This is a genomic window from Micromonospora sp. NPDC000089 (assembly GCF_042899365.1).
GTDB lineage: Bacteria > Actinomycetota > Actinomycetes > Mycobacteriales > Micromonosporaceae > Micromonospora.
Genome location: NZ_JBIAZT010000002.1, coordinates 538,339 through 552,115 on the forward strand (window position 1 = coordinate 538,339; position 13,777 = coordinate 552,115).

17 protein-coding genes are annotated in these 13,777 nt (G+C 72.4%); 11 read left to right on the plus strand and 6 right to left on the minus strand.

Annotated elements, in window-relative coordinates; translation table 11 throughout:
• Window positions 1-9: 9 nt before the first annotated feature.
• Entirely contained in the window at window positions 10-1,434 is a 1,425-nt protein-coding gene (locus tag ACFY3U_RS05910) for an alkaline phosphatase PhoX (RefSeq protein ID WP_387195524.1), read from the minus strand.
• Between ACFY3U_RS05910 and ACFY3U_RS05915 the strand changes: the two genes are divergently transcribed.
• Genes ACFY3U_RS05915 through ACFY3U_RS05925 form a run of 3 tightly spaced genes read left to right on the plus strand, consistent with a single transcriptional unit; the run spans window position 1,435 to window position 4,795 of the window.
• A complete protein-coding gene (locus ACFY3U_RS05915) occupies window positions 1,435-1,587 on the plus strand; it encodes a hypothetical protein (protein WP_387195527.1) in 153 nt (50 codons plus the stop codon).
• Window positions 1,553-4,153 (plus strand): FtsK/SpoIIIE domain-containing protein, encoded by a 2,601-nt coding sequence (locus tag ACFY3U_RS05920; RefSeq protein WP_387195530.1) that lies wholly within the window; start codon window positions 1,553-1,555, stop codon window positions 4,151-4,153. Before ACFY3U_RS05915 ends, ACFY3U_RS05920 begins: the two co-directional genes overlap by 35 nt.
• A complete protein-coding gene (locus tag ACFY3U_RS05925) occupies window positions 4,154-4,795 on the plus strand; it encodes a hypothetical protein (RefSeq protein WP_387195533.1) in 642 nt (213 codons plus the stop codon). It abuts the gene before it with no gap.
• 181 nt (window positions 4,796-4,976) lie between these two features.
• Here the strand turns inward: ACFY3U_RS05925 and ACFY3U_RS05930 are convergent, their stop codons facing one another.
• Window positions 4,977-5,171, minus strand: coding sequence for a hypothetical protein (locus tag ACFY3U_RS05930; protein WP_387195536.1), 195 nt, complete (start codon window positions 5,169-5,171; stop codon window positions 4,977-4,979).
• Between the two features lie 279 nt (window positions 5,172-5,450).
• Between ACFY3U_RS05930 and ACFY3U_RS05935 the strand changes: the two genes are divergently transcribed.
• The 5 genes from ACFY3U_RS05935 to ACFY3U_RS05955 all read left to right on the plus strand — a co-directional run bounded on the left by ACFY3U_RS05935 (window position 5,451) and on the right by ACFY3U_RS05955 (window position 7,254).
• Window positions 5,451-5,669: a winged helix-turn-helix domain-containing protein gene (locus tag ACFY3U_RS05935; RefSeq protein WP_387195539.1), complete on the plus strand. Its 219-nt coding sequence runs from the start codon at window positions 5,451-5,453 to the stop codon at window positions 5,667-5,669.
• Between the two features lie 117 nt (window positions 5,670-5,786).
• Window positions 5,787-6,050, plus strand: coding sequence for a DUF6244 family protein (locus ACFY3U_RS05940; RefSeq protein ID WP_387195542.1), 264 nt, complete (start codon window positions 5,787-5,789; stop codon window positions 6,048-6,050).
• 158 nt (window positions 6,051-6,208) lie between these two features.
• Window positions 6,209-6,397: a hypothetical protein gene (locus tag ACFY3U_RS05945; protein ID WP_387195545.1), complete on the plus strand. Its 189-nt coding sequence runs from the start codon at window positions 6,209-6,211 to the stop codon at window positions 6,395-6,397.
• A complete protein-coding gene (locus tag ACFY3U_RS05950; protein WP_387195548.1) occupies window positions 6,384-6,830 on the plus strand; it encodes a hypothetical protein in 447 nt (148 codons plus the stop codon). The genes ACFY3U_RS05945 and ACFY3U_RS05950 overlap by 14 nt, the downstream gene beginning before the upstream one ends.
• Before the next feature lie 79 nt (window positions 6,831-6,909).
• Window positions 6,910-7,254, plus strand: coding sequence for a hypothetical protein (locus ACFY3U_RS05955; RefSeq protein WP_387195551.1), 345 nt, complete (start codon window positions 6,910-6,912; stop codon window positions 7,252-7,254).
• Between the two features lie 35 nt (window positions 7,255-7,289).
• Here ACFY3U_RS05955 and ACFY3U_RS05960 read toward each other — a convergent pair whose 3' ends face one another.
• Entirely contained in the window at window positions 7,290-8,009 is a 720-nt protein-coding gene (locus ACFY3U_RS05960) for an HAD family hydrolase (RefSeq protein WP_387195554.1), read from the minus strand.
• A 56-nt stretch (window positions 8,010-8,065) separates the two neighbouring features.
• Between ACFY3U_RS05960 and ACFY3U_RS05965 the strand changes: the two genes are divergently transcribed.
• A complete protein-coding gene (locus ACFY3U_RS05965; protein WP_387195557.1) occupies window positions 8,066-8,578 on the plus strand; it encodes a GNAT family N-acetyltransferase in 513 nt (170 codons plus the stop codon).
• 227 nt (window positions 8,579-8,805) lie between these two features.
• Complete coding sequence (locus tag ACFY3U_RS05970) at window positions 8,806-9,183, plus strand: nuclear transport factor 2 family protein (RefSeq protein WP_387195560.1); 378 nt, start codon at window positions 8,806-8,808, stop codon at window positions 9,181-9,183.
• 179 nt (window positions 9,184-9,362) lie between these two features.
• On the opposite strand, the gene ACFY3U_RS05975 is transcribed toward ACFY3U_RS05970, so the two are convergent.
• Window positions 9,363-9,758 carry a helix-turn-helix domain-containing protein gene (locus ACFY3U_RS05975; protein WP_387195563.1) on the minus strand — a complete coding sequence of 132 codons (396 nt, stop codon included), beginning with the start codon at window positions 9,756-9,758 and terminating at the stop codon, window positions 9,363-9,365.
• Between the two features lie 339 nt (window positions 9,759-10,097).
• Entirely contained in the window at window positions 10,098-11,345 is a 1,248-nt protein-coding gene (locus ACFY3U_RS05980; protein WP_387195566.1) for a PQQ-binding-like beta-propeller repeat protein, read from the minus strand.
• Window positions 11,346-11,630: 285 nt separating this feature from the next.
• Between ACFY3U_RS05980 and ACFY3U_RS05985 the strand changes: the two genes are divergently transcribed.
• On the plus strand, window positions 11,631-12,575 hold the full coding sequence (locus ACFY3U_RS05985; protein ID WP_387195569.1) for a lipase family alpha/beta hydrolase: 945 nt from the start codon (window positions 11,631-11,633) through the stop codon (window positions 12,573-12,575).
• Between the two features lie 252 nt (window positions 12,576-12,827).
• Here ACFY3U_RS05985 and ACFY3U_RS05990 read toward each other — a convergent pair whose 3' ends face one another.
• The gene (locus ACFY3U_RS05990; protein ID WP_387195572.1) at window positions 12,828-13,694 is read right to left on the minus strand and encodes an aldo/keto reductase; all 867 of its coding nucleotides are present in this window, start codon (window positions 13,692-13,694) and stop codon (window positions 12,828-12,830) included.
• Between the last annotated feature and the right edge of the window lie 83 nt (window positions 13,695-13,777).

A 13,777-nucleotide genomic window follows, 5' to 3' on the forward strand; every position in this document is an offset into this window, starting at 1 on the left:
CGGTGTGGATCAGGACCGGTGGGACGAGGGGTGGGCGTTGCTCGCGCGACCCCACGGGCCGGTGATCGCGAACACGTAGCCCGGGGTCTGGATGTTGGCGAACAGGATCCGCCCGTCCGCGCTGAACGTCGGGCCGGTGAACTCGCTGTCGTTGAGCTCGTTGCGGGCCAACGGGTACGCCTTGCCCTGCTCGGTCACGCCGACCAGGTGGGACAGGCCCTCGCCGTCCTCGGCCAGGATCACCCCGCCGTACGGCGAGACGGTGATGTTGTCCGGGCCGTCGTAGTTGCCCTCCACCGCCGGGTCCGGGTTCACCCCGAAGATGGTCTTCAGCGTGACCGACTCCGAGCGCGGGTCGTAGAACCAGACCTGACCGTCGTGCTCGTTGACGCTGCCGTCGGCGTGCCGCGCGAAGCTGGCGACGAAGTACGCGCCGCCGTCGGCCCACCAGGCGCCCTCCAGCTTGCGGCTGCGGGTGACCTGCTCATCGGTGAACTGCTTGCGCACCGAGACCGTCTTCGCGTCCCGATCCGGCACGTCCACCCACTCCACCTTGTAGCGGGTGCCCGGCCGGGTGGCCTCGGACAGGTCGGTGATGTGCGTGCTGCCGTGGAAGCAGCTCATCGCCTGCAGCTCACCGGCGGTGTCGCCGTCCGGGCGGGTGGCCAGCGCGCGCAGCGCGCCCTTGCCGCCCCGGAAGCCGCGCGGCGGGGTCCACCGGTAGTACAGGCCGTTCGGGCCGCCGGCGTCCTCGGTGAGGAGGATCGAGTGGGTGTACGGGTTGACCGCCACCGCCTCGTGGGCGTACCGGCCGAGGAACTTCAGCGGCACCGGGTCGAGGTTCTGCTCCTGGTCGTGCGGGTCGACCTCGAACACGTACCCGTGGTCCTTGAGGAACACCCCGCCGGCCCGCTGCTCGGTCTCCTCGCAGGTCAGCCAGGTGCCCCACGGGGTGATGCCACCCGCGCAGTTGTTGTGCGTGCCGGCCACGCTCACGTACTCGCGCAGCCGCCGGCCCGCGCCGTCCACCTCGATGGTGGTGGTGCCGCCGCGGGCGCCCGGGTCGTAGGTGAGGCCGGCCATCGCGGGCACGCCGTGCGGCTCGCCGCCGCCGATCTCGTGGTTGTTGACCAGTACCGAGCCGGTGCGGGACCGGAAGCAGCCGGTGCCGTCGGCGTCGCTGGGGGTGGGCTGACCGGTCTCCAGCTTCGTCACGCCGGCCTGGGCCACGATCGTGTAGGAGAAGCCGGGCGGCAGGGCGAGCAGGCCGGCCGGGTCCGGCACCAGCTCGCCGTAGCCGACGGCCGGGCGCACGGCGGCCCGCGCCGCGGCCGGACCGGCGATCGCCTCGAGGTTGCCGGCGACGACGATGCCGAGGCCGGCGGCCGCGCCACCGCGCAGCACGTTACGGCGGGACGTGGGGGAGGAGGTCACGTGGGCACCTTCCTGATGGTCATCGTTGTCGTACGCCGTCAGGCAAGCCGGGCCGGGGGAACGCCGTCCGGCCGGGCCCGCGACCGGCGGGTGAACATCCGGCCAACGGTGACCGCCGATGGCCGGGTGCGCGCCGGCCGCCGTAACGGTTAGGGTTCCCTCCGATCGATCGGACGGCGATGGGGAGCACAAGGTGGGCAGGCTCGCGTCGGCGTACCAGCAGGCGGTCGGGCTGCACCGGCAGGCCCGGGAGCGGTGGGAGCGGGCCCGCGTCCTGCTCGACCGGCTGGCCGGCGAACCTGTCCCGGAACGCACTGTCGACCTGATCGCTCGGCTGAACCGGCTGGCCGACGGGCTGGCCGCCCCCACCCGTGCGCCCGGCCCGGGTGTCGGGCCGGCGGCGGTCCGGATCGGCGAGGCCACCACCGCCGACGGGCGGTTTCCGCTGCTGCTGCCGCTGGGCGCCGGCGGCCACCTGGCGATCGGTGCGGACGCCCGCGACCCCCGGGTCGCCGTGCTGCTGCGGCTGCTGGTGCTGCGGCTGCTGGCCACCGCCGCGCCGGGCGCGATCCGGGTGGTCGGGGTGGACCCGGCGGCGCTGGGCGCCACCTTCCTGCCGCTGCGACCGCTGCGCGAGGCCGGCGTGCTCGGCCCCGCCGCGGTCACCGAGGCCGAGACCGACGCGCTGCTCGACGCGGCCGAGGCGCACGCCCGCGCCGCCCAGCACGGCGACCGGGACGACACCGAGCTGCTGGTGGTGGTGGTCGCCTCGCTGCCCGGCTCCCGGCAGCTCGCCCGGCTCGCCGCGCTCACCCACGCCGGGCCGACCGCCGCGGTCTGCGTGCTGCTCGCCGGCGACCTCACCGCCCAGCCCGGCCTGACACCGCCACCGCTGGGCGCCACCACCACGCTGCGGCTCGACGAGCGGTACGCCTGGGTCGGCGACCCGCCCGGCCGGACGTACGGCCCGGACGGCGCCGGGCTGGCCGTACCGGTGCTGCTCGACGGCGACCCGCCCGCGTCGGCCGTACGCGCGCTCGCCGAGCGACTGGGCGCGGCCGTGCGGCGCGAAGAGGCGCTGCACGTCGCGGACCTGCTGCCGCCGCGGCGGTGGACGGAGTCCGCGCGGCCCGGGCTGCGCACGGTGGTCGGCCGCGCCGGCCGGGCCCCGGTGACCCTCGCCTTCGACGACGCCACCCCGCACTGGCTGGTCGGCGGGCGCACCGGCGCCGGCAAGACGGTCTTCCTGGTGGACGTGCTCTACGGGCTGGCCGCCCGGTACGCGCCCGCCGAGCTGCGGCTGTACCTGCTCGACTTCAAGGAGGGCGTCAGCTTCACCGAGTTCACCCCCACCGAGCGGGACCCGTCGTTCCTGCCGCACGCCCGGGTGGTCGGCGTGGAGTCCGACCGCGAGTACGGCTTGGCCGTGCTGCGCGACCTGCGGCGGGAGCTGGGCGCCCGGGCCGAGGAGCTGAAGCGGCACGGGGTCAGCAAGCTCGCCGACCTGCCCGCGTCGGCGGGGGTGCCCCGGATCGTCGCGGTGATCGACGAGTTCCAGGTGCTGCTGGCCGGCAACGACCGGCTGGCCCGCGACGCCGTCGACCTGCTGGAGGACCTGGCCCGCAAGGGTCGCTCGTACGGCCTGCACCTGGTGCTGGCCAGCCAGAGCACGCACGGGGTGGAGGCGCTCTACGGCCGGGCCGAGTCGCTGTTCGGGCAGTTCGCGCTGCGGGTGGCGCTGCCCGGCGGGACGGCCGTGCTGGGCCCCCGGGTGCCCGGCGCCGAGGCCACCGCGCCCGGCACCGCCGTGCTGAACACCGCCGCCGGCGCGGCCGGGGCGGACACCCTGGTCCGGTTCCCCGACGCGCACGCCGACGCCCGGCAGATCGCCCGGCTGCGCTACGAGCTGTGGGACGCCGCCCCCGACGACTGGCCGCCACCGGCGGTCTTCCGCGGGTACGCCACCGCGCACCTGGAGGACCTGCCCGAGCTGCCCTCCGGCGGGCGCCCGACGGCGCTCGTCGGCCGGACGGTCGACGTGGCCGGCAGCCCGGCCCGGTTCACCCTGGACGCCACCCCCGGCCGGCACCTGGGCGTGGTCGGCACCTCGGTGGCCGCGGCGCACGTGCTGCGCGCCGCCGCGTTGAGCCTGGCCCGCCAGCACGGCCCGGGCGAGGCGCAGTTCGTGCTGGCGCCGCTGGTGGAGGCCGCCACCGAGCTGGCCGACGACACCGCCGCCGGGATCAAGGCGGCCGGCCACCCGGTCGAGCTGGTCGACGCGGCGGGGCTGCGCGACCGGCTCGCGTCGGCCGCGACCGCCGACGCCCCCGCCGGCCGGACGTACCTGGTGGTGTTCGGGATGGACGCCGCCGCGCCGGCCCTCGCCGGCACCGACCCGCAGACGTACCGATCCGGCCACGACGACCTGCGCGCGCTGCTGCGCGACGGCCCCGGCCGGGGGGTGCACCTGCTCGGCTGGTGGCGCGGGCTGCGCCGGCTCGCCGACGACCTGGGCGGCTCGCAGAACCGGGACGACGTCGGCTGCCTGGTCGCGCTGAACGTGCCGGCCGCCGACCTGGGCCTGTACCTCGGGGTGCACGACCTCGCCCACACCCCGCGCGCCGACCGGGCGCTGCTGGTGGACCGGCACGCGCAGCGCACCGCGCTGATCGTCCCGTACACCCGGCCCGGCTTCCGGCCCGACCAGGAGGACCGCTGAGTGCCCAGCTTCGACGAGTACGCGGCCGCGGTGCGCCAGCTCTCCGTCCAGGTGCGCGAGGGCGAGCGGGGCGCCGCCGCCGAGGCGGACCGGCGGCGACGCCTGCACACCGCCGCCGACCAGCTGGGTCACCGGCTCGCTGCCCAGGGGCAGCGCCTCGACCGGCTCGGCCAGGCCATCGCGGCGCCCGCCGTGCCCGACCCGCCGCCGGTCGGCGGGAACGACGACGACCCGGACGCCGTGCTGGCGCAGGCGCACCGGCTCGCCGACGAGGTGGACCGGCACACCGAGGCGGCCGAGGCGCTCGGCCGCGCGCCGGAGCTGCTGCCCACCTGGTCGCCGGCCGCCCGGGCGGTCGCCGTCTACGTGGCCTGCGCGGCGGTGGGTGTGCTGTTCATGCTGGTGCTGGTGGTCGCCTCCGGGGTGGGGCTGGTCAGCGGCTTCACCCTGGGCGCCTGGATCTGCGCCGGGCTGCCGGTGCTGTCGTTCGGCGCCGGCTGGGTCATCCTCGGCCGCTGGGGCCGGCCCGCGTTGGCGACGGCGGACCCGCCCCGGTTCGTGCCGCTGGGCTTCGTCGTCTGCGTCGCGCTGGTGCCCACCGCGTACTGCGCCAGCCTGCTGTTGGTCCGCTTCCTGCGCTGAACGGCCGCCGCCCGCCGGACCCAGTGCGCCAACCGGGCCCGCGCCGCGCGCTGCTCGTCGCACGGCCCGACCCGCCCGCACCCCCGACACACCCCGGTGTACGCCTCGGTGGCGTGCGCCGCGATCGTCCGCCGCGCGTCGGCGACCCAACGCGCCGCGTACGCCCGCAGCTCGTCGCCGTTCACCCGGCCGGCCCGTCGTCGCGGACGCCGACCCGGGCGTGCTTGACCAGCAGCGCGAAGCGGACCTCGGGGCAGGGGTAGTCATCGCCGCAGTCGCACCGCCACCGGGTGACCCGGCGGGCGGGATGGGCGAAGAGCACGTCGTCGGCGTCCTCGATGTCCTGTGCGGAGGCGATCGGGTGGTCGTGGTGCACGGGCGGTCTCCCGTCGGTCGGGTCTCCTGGCTGCCGTGTGTGGTTGTGCGTGCGGGAGCCGCGTGCGGGCGGGCCCCGGGCACGCCCGGCGGGCCGAGGGGGAGTCGGCCAGCCGGGCGCTCTGTGCGGTGGGAACGACCAGCTCCGTGGTTTGCAGACCTGGGGGAGCCGGCCGATTTGAGCTTTACACGACTAGTCACGGAAAGCAAGGGCGGCATCACGTTACTTGTCACTACTAGTCACTCGTGATCGAATGATGGGGCAGACCTGGGAGTACACATGCCCGTCAAACCGAAGTGGGAACAGCTCGCGGACCAGATCCGGAGTCAGATCGAGTCCGGCGAACTGGCGCCGGGCGACCAGTTGCCGTCGACAGCACAGCTCAAGGACCAGCACGGCGTGTCCGCCACTGTGGTCCGGCAGGCGATCCTCGTGCTGCAGACGCAAGGGTGGGTCCAGGGCGTCCACGGTCTCGGCGTGTTCGTCGCCGAGCGGTAGCCGGCTCCGTCGGTTGTCGGACGGTCGCCATGGGTGCGCGGATCTCGTACGCTCCCTTGTGGTTGACGCCGGTGCGGCGGCGTGGCCGACCGACGCGGGCGACCTGGGGGAGGGTTCGTGAGCGCAGCGCAGATCATCGCGCGGCTGGCGGCAGCGGCACAGAAGCTCGACGAGGCGAAGGCCAAGACGGCGGCGGCGGCGCAGGACGCGGCCGAGGCCCGGACGCTGGTCGCCGGGGCGCTGGAAGGCGCGGCGGCCGGCCCGCTGATCGGCGTGATCGACGCCTACCGGCAGGCGCTGACCCAGGCCGTGCAGGGCGGCGAGCCGGCCAAGCAGCACGTCCAGGAGACGATCGCCAAGGTCCAGGCCCTGGGAAACTGAGCACGGGTGCTGGCAGCGCAACCCGCCAGCCACCCGTTATCCTGCGGCGCGCCATCCCGGGACCGCGTTCCGGCGACGAATCGGCGGCAGTAACGGATCGACGCACGGCACGACGGCGCGAGGCGGCGGAGGCGCCGCCCCCGACGAAGCGTGGGACGGTGACCGCAGAGGGCATCGCGCTCGGCGGCACTGCCGCCACCACCGCCTGGGCGAGCGTGGCCGAGTTCCTTCCGGCCTGGCCGAAGGCCATCGTGGGAGTGGCGCTCGGGGCGGTGGCTACTTGGAGTTCCTTCAAGGCGTGGAAGGCCGAACGGACGCACAAGGGAGGCTCAGTTGAAGATCGATGATCGGGTCGAGCAGTTGGTGCGCGACGCGCTGCATCCTGCGGTGAAGAACGATCCGGCGGCATTCGAGGTCGCCCTGCGCGCGTTCCCCGACGAGCAGGCACGCCGCGCCGCCGTGGAACTGCTCGTCGCCGTGTGCGGCTTCGCCCTGGTCGATCTGTTCGACGGGCGCCCGTCGGACTCCCAGGTTCAGTCGCTGGCGACCGAGATCGCCGAGATGGAGAGCTGGGCGACGGTCACCAGTGCGGAGACGGCTGGCTTCCTGGCCGCGGTCGTCGCCGGTCGGCCGCTTCCCGGCACGCTTCCCGCCTCGTCCGTCGTGGTGCTCGCGTTCGTGGTGACAGCCCATCTGCTGTCGGCCAAGCCAAAGACCGATGGCGAGTGGTGGTTCAACTACCTCGACAAGGTCGAGGCCGCCATCGAGGCCGCGCGATGACGAGCGGCCCGAGCCGCGCGACGGTGGCGAGCTGGACGGTTTCCGGATCGGGTATCTGCCGCCGGGCATCGGGGAGCAGGTGTCGGACTTCGCCACCGAGTGGGAGGACGTCCGGTTCGCCAGCCGGGTCTGGGAGCGCCAGGTCGACGACGGGTACCGGGTCGACCTACGGGTGCACGTGCTCCGCGGCGACCGCCTGGCCAACCTCGATGAGCTGCGCGACTTCCTCGCCGAGTACCACGAGCGCGATCCGCGGGGCTGGGCACTGGAGCAGTACCAGCCCAACGGAAGCGCCGGCCTGATCGGTGACGGGCAGGCCTTCTGGCTGGTCGAATCCGGCGTCGCGGTCGACGTGGTAACCGACCCGCGGGCGATCCCGGAGGCGGAGCTGCGCGCTCTGGCGGACCAGATCCGACCGATCTGAGCCCTGCACCTACCCGTGGCTCGATGACGTGGGCCTCAGCGCGGCGGCCCGGGGACTCTGCCATTCCCGGCCAGCTGCAGAACCGATCCCAGCCCGTGCACGGGACCGTCCGTGCGGGGCAGGATCAACGTTCGAATGCCGAGAGAGGCCCCGCCGACGTCGTCCCGGGGGCTGTCGCCGACCATCAACGCGCTGCTGGCCGGTACGTCAAGCAGCTTCAATGTGTGGGTGAAGATCGCCGGGTCGGGTTTCACCATGCCCACCTCGAAGGACAGCACGACACCGTCGACGAGAGCTCCTACCCCGATCCGATCCAGCAGGGGACGGATGTCGAGCCCGATGTTGGACAGCACCACGATCCTGACCCCACGCGACCTCAACTCACGAAGGACAGGCACGGTGTCGGCGAACGGCGCCCACTGATCCGGCATCACCTCGTACAGCGCAGCGATCAGATCGGCTCTGCTGCCGGGATACCGGGCGACCGTTCTGCTGAAGACGTCCCGATGCCGATCCTGGCTGAGATCGCGCTCGCTGCCGGGATCGATCGTGTGAGCGTGCTGCCAGATCTGGTCGAGGTGCTCACGGAGACCCGCGATCCAGCCTGCGCTCAGGTCCGGCTCTGTGCCTCCGTCCTCGGCCACCCGCCGAAGGGCCGCGTCGATCCAGCGACCGGCGTCGCCACCGTGAACAAGGGTGCCGTGAAAGTCGAAGATGACGCCAGTGATCGGTTCGGGAGCCGTGTCGAAGCGCATGCCGCAGGCTATCCTGACCCGTCGGTCACACTTGCGGCGTGACGACGATCGTGCCCATGACTCCCGCTCACCCGCTTCTCGATCGGGTGGCGGCCCTGTTCGACGACTATCGGGTGCACTACGGCCTCCCGACGTCCCCCGCGCGTACCCGAACCTGGCTCGGTGACCAGCTCGCGCAGCACCGGCTCACCGCCGCGGCGGCCGTCCGAGCCGACGAGGTGTGCGGCTTCGTCACCGTCGTGGTCATGCCGGCGTCGCTCATGCTGGGCACCGCCTGGTCCATCCGCGACCTCTACGTGGCCCCGCGCCACCGCCGTGCCGGTGTCGCGAACGCCCTCCTGCGGCACACCATCGAGGCCGCCCGGGCCGCCGGCGCGCTTCGGGTGTCACTGCAGACCGAGAGCGACAACCACTCGGCGCTGCGCCTCTACGCCGAGGTCGGCTTCCAGCCCGTCACCGGCCTGGAGTTGCTCAACCTCGACCCCACCCCATCGGAGACCCCGGCCAGGCCGGCCAGCGCACGCCAGGTCGTCCGGCCGGACCCACCGCCGGTGTCCTCGAACGGATGAAACAGCCGTAGGTACGCGTCGAAGCCCGCCGGCAGGAGCGCCCCCACCGGAATGCCGCCGTGCTCGGTGCGAGCCGTTGTCTGGGTGAGCCACAGCTCGTCCCGTCCGAGCTCCAGCCGCTCGACCGCCGGCGCCGCCGACACGGGGCCGGCGGTTCCTCGGGCAGACATGGTGTCCCACCGTAATGGTCCCTGGATCTTGTCAGAGGTCGTTGCCAGGATGCCCCCATGGAGCCGACGGAGGTCGTTCAACAGCTGTGGGATCGCATGCACGCTCGGGACTGGGCGGGGCTCGGCGAGTTGCTCGCCGAGGACCTGGTGGTGGAGTGGCCGGTCAGCGCCGAGCGGATCGTGGGCCGGGAGAACTACATCGCGGTCAACGCGGAATATTCGCAGGGATGGGCGATCAACGTGCTCCGGGTCGTGGCGGCCGGTGAGCAGGTGGTGTCCGAGGTGGAGGTTCCGCACGACGCCATGGGGATACATCGGGCCGTGTCGTTCTGGACGGTGCACGACGGGAGGGTCCGGCACGGCCGGGAGTACTGGACGGCCCTGGGTGCGGACCCGTCGCCGCAGTGGCGAGCCCGCTACGTCCAGCGGATGTGACCGCCGCCGTGGCCGACGACGCCCTGACTCAGGGCACGATCCGTCCCGGATCAGGGGTGCACCTCGTCGGGTTCATCCAGCACCAGGCCAGCGACAGGAACTGCGCCAGGCGTGCCGGTCCCGGCCAACGCCTGGTGCAGGCCGGCCGATGCCTGCCCAAGCTGGTTCGATGACGAGCCCTACGCAGCTGGCCGGCGGCGGCCCTCCCGAGCGTCGCGGGTGATCTGCGAGACCCGTTGGGGCGAGATGCCGAGTAGCTCGCCGGCATCACGCACGGTGTATCCCTCACTCAGCAGGGCTCTGGCCGCCAGTCGGGTGGCTTCTTCGGCGGACCGCTCGGCCTGCCGCAGTTCGGTCCGCGCCTGCCGCGCCCTGGCGACCTCCCCCGGGACTTCCGGGTGGACGACGACATCGAAGCTGTCGGGTGCGATGTCGAGCATGAGGGCGATGGCCTCACGCGCCATAGCCTCGACTTGATCGAGTCGCCGGGCCTGTGAGAAGACCCCCGCGAGCTCGTCAACCCTGATTGCCCACCAGTCACCCGAGCGAGTGCACGTCACGGTGTAAGTCGTCATCGCTCCCCCTTACTTGAGCCCCAGCGATCGAAGTATGCCCCGAGCCGTCAGTTCGTTGATCTCTCGGTGTCGTGGAATGACGACGTTCTGACTACCGAAGCGAAAGACGGAGTGGCTGCCTCCCTCGCGGACGAGGTTGAACGGAACGCCCTGATCGGCCGCAGCCTTGCTGATTCTGGTCAACAGATCCGCCCGCTTCACGGCGACAATTCTAGCCGAGTAGACGATTCAAGTAAAGCACGCTAGATAACCGTGCAATCGCGAAGCGGATCGCGAAGCGGATCGCGAAGCGGATAAGGCGGCTGGCGTGGACCGTCCGGTCCCCGCCCACCGCTGTCGTCACTTGCCGAAGCTGACCAGGACGTTGGCCGCCGGGACGATCAGCCGTCCCTGCCCGGCCGCCATGCCGGTCAACGGGATGCCGCCCTTGTTCTCGTTCGACGGGACGATCGCCGCGCCGGCCTTGGTGGACCAGACCGCCTTACCGGTCGTCGGGTCGATCGCCCACAGCGTGCCGGAGAACGAGCCGACGTAGACGTACCCGTTGACCACGATCGGGGCGTTCAGCTCCTCGCCGTCCCCGGTGAACGTCCACAGCGGCTGCCGCGGGTCGGCCGCCGACCGGGCCTGCAACACCGTCTCGTCGACGAAGAAGCCGGTACGCCCCAGGAACGCGGGCGGCGCCAGCCGCTCGTACCCGGTGCCGAAGGTGTGCCGGACGGCGCCGGTGGCCAGGTCGAGCGCCACCGGCTTGGTGATGAACAGGTCCCGCAGCCACAGCGCGCCGTCGGCGACGACCGGGGTCATCCCGCCGCCGCCCGTGCAGGTGGTGTTGTATTCCCACCGCTTCGTGCCGGCGAGGGTGAAGCCGTAGGCGCGCTGGCAGCCGTACGCCGCGTAGACGCCGGTGGGGGTCACCGCGGGCGAGCTGTCGGTGCCGCTCTCCACCGGCTGCTGCCAGCGGACCGCCCCGGTCGCCGCATCCACCGCGAACAGCCGGCCGCCGTAACCGCCGCCGCTGAGATAGACCACGCCGTCCTGGAAGACCGGCGGTGAGGTGAAGATGTACTGGTCGTGTACCGGGTCCTGGTCGTGGTCCGGCAGGAAAACCGTCCATACCCGATGGCCGGTGGCGGCGTCGAACGCGGTGAGCTGGCCGTTGAAGTTGACCGCGTACACCCGGCCGTCGCCGTAGGCGAGGCTGGAGCTCCAGTAGATGCCGCCGAGGAAGACCGGCGCCCAGGCGTTCCGGCCGGTGGCGGCGTCCAGGGCGAACAGGGTGGTGCCGTACTCGTCGTCGGTCCGGGCGGTGACGAACACCTTGCCGCCGGCGATGACCGGGTACGAGATCCCCCCGCCGAGGTCTCGTGCCCACTGCCGGCGCAGCGGCGGGGCGCCGACCACGTTTCCGGCGTTGCCGTCGTGCCGGGCGTTGATCTGGTACGTCACGGCGAGGTTGTCCCGGGAGGTGCTGCCGACCGGGGTGGGTCGGGGCGCGGCCGAGACGGTGGTGGGGGTGGCCGTCAGGAGCAGCAGCGTCGAGACGGCGGTGGCGATGCCGGCACGGGTGGCACCGGGTCTGGGCATGCGTGGTCCCCTCGGTAGGCGGTGGGGCGTGCGTCGCCGCTGGTGGCGACGCCCCCGCGTACCCGTCGCTGATCTTTCGCACACCGATGATCTGACCAATGTGGACCGATGTGGGGCGACCGGTCCGGTAGGCCGGTTCGTGCGCTCAGCGGGAGATCACGTTACTCGCGCGTAACTTTTCATTGACGGCTGTGAAATGAACCACGCATCATCGTTCCACCGATCGATCGGAACCCCTCACCCGCCGTCCCGGGTCTCCCGGTACCTCCCCTCGGAGGTGCAGCCATGCTGCTCCGAACGATCCTCGCCGCCACCACCGTCGCGGCCGCCCTACTCACCCCAGCCGGCGCCGCCGTCGCCGCCCCCACCAGCTCTGCCGCCACCGGTGCGACATCCGCCGCCGTCAGCTCTGCCGCCACCACCGCGACATCCGCCGCCGTCAGCTCTGCTGCCATCGGCGCGACATCCGTCCGTGCCGGCGGCGCCGTTCCGGCTGCCGGCGTCACCGGAGGGACCGCCGCCGCCGAACCGGTCGCGCCGGTGAACGCCGCCACCCGCGCGGCCAACGCCGCCGGTAATCCGGTGGTCGTGGTCGGCGGGCTGATCGGCGTCTCCATCGCGTACGAGCCGATCGCCGCCCGGCTGCGCGCCGACGGCTACCGCACCTCGATCTACCAGCTGCCCAACCTCGGCTTCGGCGACATCCGCGAATCCGCCCGGGCGCTGTCGTCCTATCTGGACGGCGTCCGCGCGGCCACCGGCGCGACCAAGGTCGACCTGGTCACCCACTCCGAGGGTGGTCTGGTCAGCCGCTACTACCTGAAGCTCCTCGGCGGGGCCGACAAGGTCGACCACTACGTCAGCCTCGGCACCCCCCAGCAGGGCACCTACGTCGCCAACATCATCAACTTCGTCGGGCTGGGCAGTTGCGCCGGCATCGTCGCCTGCCAGCAGATGTCCATCGGGTCGAGCCTGCTGGCCGACCTCAACGCCGGCGACGACACCCCGGGCGCCGTGCGCTGGACCACCGTCCGCACCCTCCAGGACGAGCTGGTCCGCCCGACCGGCAACGCCACCCTCGCCGACGGCGCCACCAACGTGCTGATCCAGGCGTACTGCCCGCTGCGCGTGGTCGGCCACTTGGGCCTGGTCCTCGACGGCACCACCTACACCGTCGTCCGCCAAGCCCTCACCAACACCGCCATCCGCCCGAACTGCCTCGCCCTCTAGCCCCGCCCCGCCGATCTTGCACTTAGTGCCCCGACGAAGGGTGCATAAGCCGCAGAACACAGGCCACAAGTGCAAGATCGGCGAGAACGGGGTCGAGGAAGGGTGGCCCGGTCGGCTTGGTCATCGCCTCGAGCTCGATCCGCGAGACAGGAGACGTCGATCATGGAGTTGTGGTGCGCAGGATGTGCCGTTCACACCTTCTGTGAACCACCACAACTCCATGATCGGCGGGGCGGGGCGGGGCGTCGGTCGTCAGGCGGCCTTGGCTAGGGAGTCGAACTCGTCGTCGGTCAGGGTGACCTGGGCGGCGGCGACGTTCTCCTCCAGGTGGTCCACGGAGGACGTACCGGGGATGGGGAGGATGACCGGCGACCGGCGCAGCAGCCAGGCGAGCGCGAGCTGCGCGGGCGACGCGTCGTGGCCGGTGGAGATCGCGTCCAGCGGGCCGCCCGGCTTGGCCAGGTTGCCGGTGGCGATCGGGAACCACGGGATGAACGCCAGATCGTTGCGCTCGCAGTACTCCACGACGTCCTCGGCGCTGCGGTCGGCCAGGTTGTACAGGTTCTGCACGGAGACGATCGGAGTGATCTTCCGAGCCTCCTCGATCTGCTCCACGGTCACCTCGGACAGCCCGATGTGCCGGACCTTGCCCTCCTGCTTGAGCAGCGCCAGCTCGCCGAGCTGGTCGGCCAGCGGCACCTGCTCGTCGATCCGGTGCAGCTGGTACAGGCCGATCGTCTCCAGGCCGAGGTGGCGCAGGCTCAGCTCGCACTGCTGGCGCAGGTACTCCGGGCGACCCACCGGGCGCCAGTCGCCCGGGCCGGAGCGGGTCAGGCCGGCCTTGGTCGCGATGACCAGGTCGTCGGCGTACGGGTGCAGCGCCTCCTTGATCAGCATCTCGGAGACGAACGGCCCGTACGAGTCGGCGGTGTCGATGAACGTCACGCCCAGCTCGTACGCGCGGCGCAGCACCCGCACCGCCTCGGCCGGGTCCTTCGGGTCGCCCCACACCCCGGGGCCGGTGAGCTGCATGGCCCCGTACCCGAGCCGGTCGACCTGCAGGTCGCCGCCGATCCGGTAGGTGCCCGAGGCCTTCGCGGGCTGCGTGCTGGTCGCCATGGGCCGATCCTCATTCCTGTCCGACGTCGTCTGCGGCAAATCTAGCCACCGTACGGAGAGCTTTCCCGCGGATCGTCGACTGC

Bases quoted from the DNA above. Each gene is read 5' to 3' on its own strand.
- ACFY3U_RS05960 (WP_387195554.1), bottom strand. From the start codon at position 8,009: ATGCGCTTCGACACGGCTCCCGAACCGATCACTGGCGTCATCTTCGAC.
- ACFY3U_RS05935 (WP_387195539.1), top strand. From the start codon at position 5,451: ATGCCCGTCAAACCGAAGTGGGAACAGCTCGCGGACCAGATCCGGAGT.
- ACFY3U_RS05970 (WP_387195560.1), top strand. From the start codon at position 8,806: ATGGAGCCGACGGAGGTCGTTCAACAGCTGTGGGATCGCATGCACGCT.
- ACFY3U_RS05975 (WP_387195563.1), bottom strand. From the start codon at position 9,758: ATGACGACTTACACCGTGACGTGCACTCGCTCGGGTGACTGGTGGGCA.
- ACFY3U_RS05965 (WP_387195557.1), top strand. From the start codon at position 8,066: ATGACTCCCGCTCACCCGCTTCTCGATCGGGTGGCGGCCCTGTTCGAC.
- ACFY3U_RS05980 (WP_387195566.1), bottom strand. From the start codon at position 11,345: ATGCCCAGACCCGGTGCCACCCGTGCCGGCATCGCCACCGCCGTCTCG.
- ACFY3U_RS05990 (WP_387195572.1), bottom strand. From the start codon at position 13,694: ATGGCGACCAGCACGCAGCCCGCGAAGGCCTCGGGCACCTACCGGATC.
- ACFY3U_RS05985 (WP_387195569.1), top strand. From the start codon at position 11,631: ATGCTGCTCCGAACGATCCTCGCCGCCACCACCGTCGCGGCCGCCCTA.
- ACFY3U_RS05920 (WP_387195530.1), top strand. From the start codon at position 1,553: ATGGCCGGGTGCGCGCCGGCCGCCGTAACGGTTAGGGTTCCCTCCGAT.